This is a genomic window from Streptomyces sp. YIM 98790, from assembly GCF_011421595.1.
Taxonomy (GTDB): Bacteria; Actinomycetota; Actinomycetes; order Streptomycetales; family Streptomycetaceae; genus Streptomyces.
On the sequence record NZ_WTLH01000358.1, the window covers coordinates 1 to 2,139 of the forward strand.

Genomic DNA, 2,139 nt, shown 5'->3' on the forward strand with positions numbered 1-2,139 from the left:
CCGGAAAGCCCGATGCCCCGCGCTGAGCCGCCCGCCCCGGGCCGCGACGCCCCCGGCCGGCTGCTGCCCGTGCTTGCCTGGTCCGTGCTGCTGCTCGGACTCTGGCTGTGGGCGGGTGACCTGACCGGGGGCCGGCCGCTGCCCGGCGGCACGACCGGGGGCGGTGCGGTGCGGCTGGAATCGGGCGCGCTGCTGCCGCCGCCCGCCCGGCCGCTGGCCGGTGACTCCCCGCCCGCGCTGCTGGAGATCCCCTCGGCCGGGATACGCGCCGAGGTGGTGCCGCGCGGGCTGGACGCCGCCGGCGCGGTGGACCCGCCGCCCTACGAGGTCCCGGATGTGGCGGGCTGGTACGCGGACGGTCCGGTGCCCGGTGCGGCCGGCACCGCGCTGCTGGTCGGCCATGTGGACACCGAGACCGAGCCGGCGGTGTTCCACGGCCTGAGCACGGTCCGGCCGGGCAGCGAGGTGACGGTCACCCGGCAGGACGGCTCCACCGCGGAGTTCACCGTGGAGCGGGTGGATGTGGTGGAGCGTCAGGACTTCGATCCCGGGCTGGTGTACGGCTCGCCGGACACCGAGCACGCCGAGCTGCGCCTGATCACCTGCGGCGGCAGCTTCGACCCCGTCGAGGACAGTTACTCCGCCAACGTCGTCGTCTCCGCCTACCTCACCGGCTGAGCGCCGTCTCCCCCGGCGGCGGGCCGGTCCTCGACCAGTTCGCGGACGACCGGGACGAGGGCGCGGAAGGCCTGGCCGCGGTGGCTGATGGCGTTCTTCTCCTCCGGGCTGAGCTCCGCGCAGGTGCGGGTGTAGCCCTCCGGCTCCAGGATCGGGTCGTAGCCGAAGCCGCCGCCGCCCACCGGCTTGCGCCGCAGCGTGCCGCGCAGCCGGGCCTCCACCACCCGCTCGGTGCCGTCCGGCAGGGCCAGGGCGGCGGCGCACAGGAAGTGCGCGCCGCGGTGCGGCGGTTCGATGTCCTCCAGCTGCGCGAGCAGCAGTTCCAGGTTCTCCCGGTCGTTGCCATGCCGCCCGGCCCAGCGGGCGGAGAAGATCCCCGGTGCGCCGCCGAGCACGTCCACGCACAGCCCGGAGTCGTCGGCGATCGCCGGCAGGCCGCTGGCCCGGGCCATGGCGTGCGCCTTGAGCAGGGCGTTCTCCGCGAAGGAGGTACCGGTTTCGCGGACATCGGGGGCGTCGGGGACGGCGTCGGCGCCGAGCAGTTCGACCCCCAGCCCGGCGCGGCCCAGGATGGCGCGGAGTTCGCCGACCTTGTGGTTGTTGCGGGTTGCCAGCACCAGTCGGGCGGGCTGTTTCACGGGGCTCATCGCTCCAAGGCCTCCATCTGGAGAACGGCAAGCTGCTCGCAGCCGGACACGGCCAGGTCGAGCAGGGCGGTAAGTTCGTCACGGGCGAAGGGCTGGCCCTCGGCGGTGCCCTGCACCTCGACGAACCGGCCGTCGCCGGTGCAGACGACGTTCATGTCGGTCTCGGCGCGCACGTCCTCCTCGTAGCAGAGGTCGAGCAGCGGCACACCGCCCACGATACCGACGCTGACCGCGGCCACCGAGCCGGTCAGGGTCTTGCCGCTGTGCTTGACCAGCTTCCTCCGCCCGGCCCAGGCGATGGCGTCGGCGAGCGCCACGTAGGCACCGGTGATGGCAGCGGTGCGGGTGCCGCCGTCGGCCTGGAGGACGTCGCAGTCGAGCATGACGGTGTTCTCGCCCAGTACCTTGAGGTCCACCACGGCGCGCAGCGAGCGGCCGACGAGCCGGGAGATCTCGTGCGTCCGGCCGCCGATCCGGCCGCGCACGGATTCGCGTTCGCCGCGGCTGTGGGTGGCGCGCGGCAGCATGGAGTACTCGCCGGTGACCCACCCCTCGCCGCTGCCGCGCCGCCACCTCGGGACACCTTCGGAGAAGCTGGCGGTGCACAGCACCCGGGTGTCGCCGAAGGAGACGAGGACGGAGCCTTCGGCGTGCTTGCTCCAGCCGCGCTCGATCGTGACGGAGCGAAGCTGGTCGGGGGTACGGCCATCGATACGAGACATGGGGCGAGCCTAACGGTGCACCAGCCCGGCCCGCCCCGCCGCATCCGGCCCGGTTGACCCGGCGCCGCGCCGGCCGCCGGGCGGGCGGCCCG

3 protein-coding genes are annotated in these 2,139 nt (G+C 74.4%); 1 reads left to right on the top strand and 2 read right to left on the bottom strand.

Going from position 1 to position 2,139, the window contains the following annotated elements; genetic code table 11:
- The first annotated feature begins 12 nt into the window (after window positions 1-12).
- Window positions 13-678, top strand: coding sequence for a class F sortase (locus GQS09_RS27970; RefSeq protein WP_165990309.1), 666 nt, complete (start codon window positions 13-15; stop codon window positions 676-678).
- Here GQS09_RS27970 and rdgB read toward each other — a convergent pair.
- Both rdgB and rph read right to left on the bottom strand, forming a co-directional pair.
- A complete protein-coding gene (rdgB, locus tag GQS09_RS27975; protein ID WP_165990310.1) occupies window positions 663-1,325 on the bottom strand; it encodes an RdgB/HAM1 family non-canonical purine NTP pyrophosphatase in 663 nt (220 codons plus the stop codon). The genes GQS09_RS27970 and rdgB overlap by 16 nt on opposite strands.
- Window positions 1,322-2,047 (bottom strand): ribonuclease PH, encoded by a 726-nt coding sequence (rph, locus tag GQS09_RS27980; protein WP_165990311.1) that lies wholly within the window; start codon window positions 2,045-2,047, stop codon window positions 1,322-1,324. The genes rdgB and rph overlap by 4 nt, the downstream gene beginning before the upstream one ends.
- Window positions 2,048-2,139: the final 92 nt, after the last annotated feature.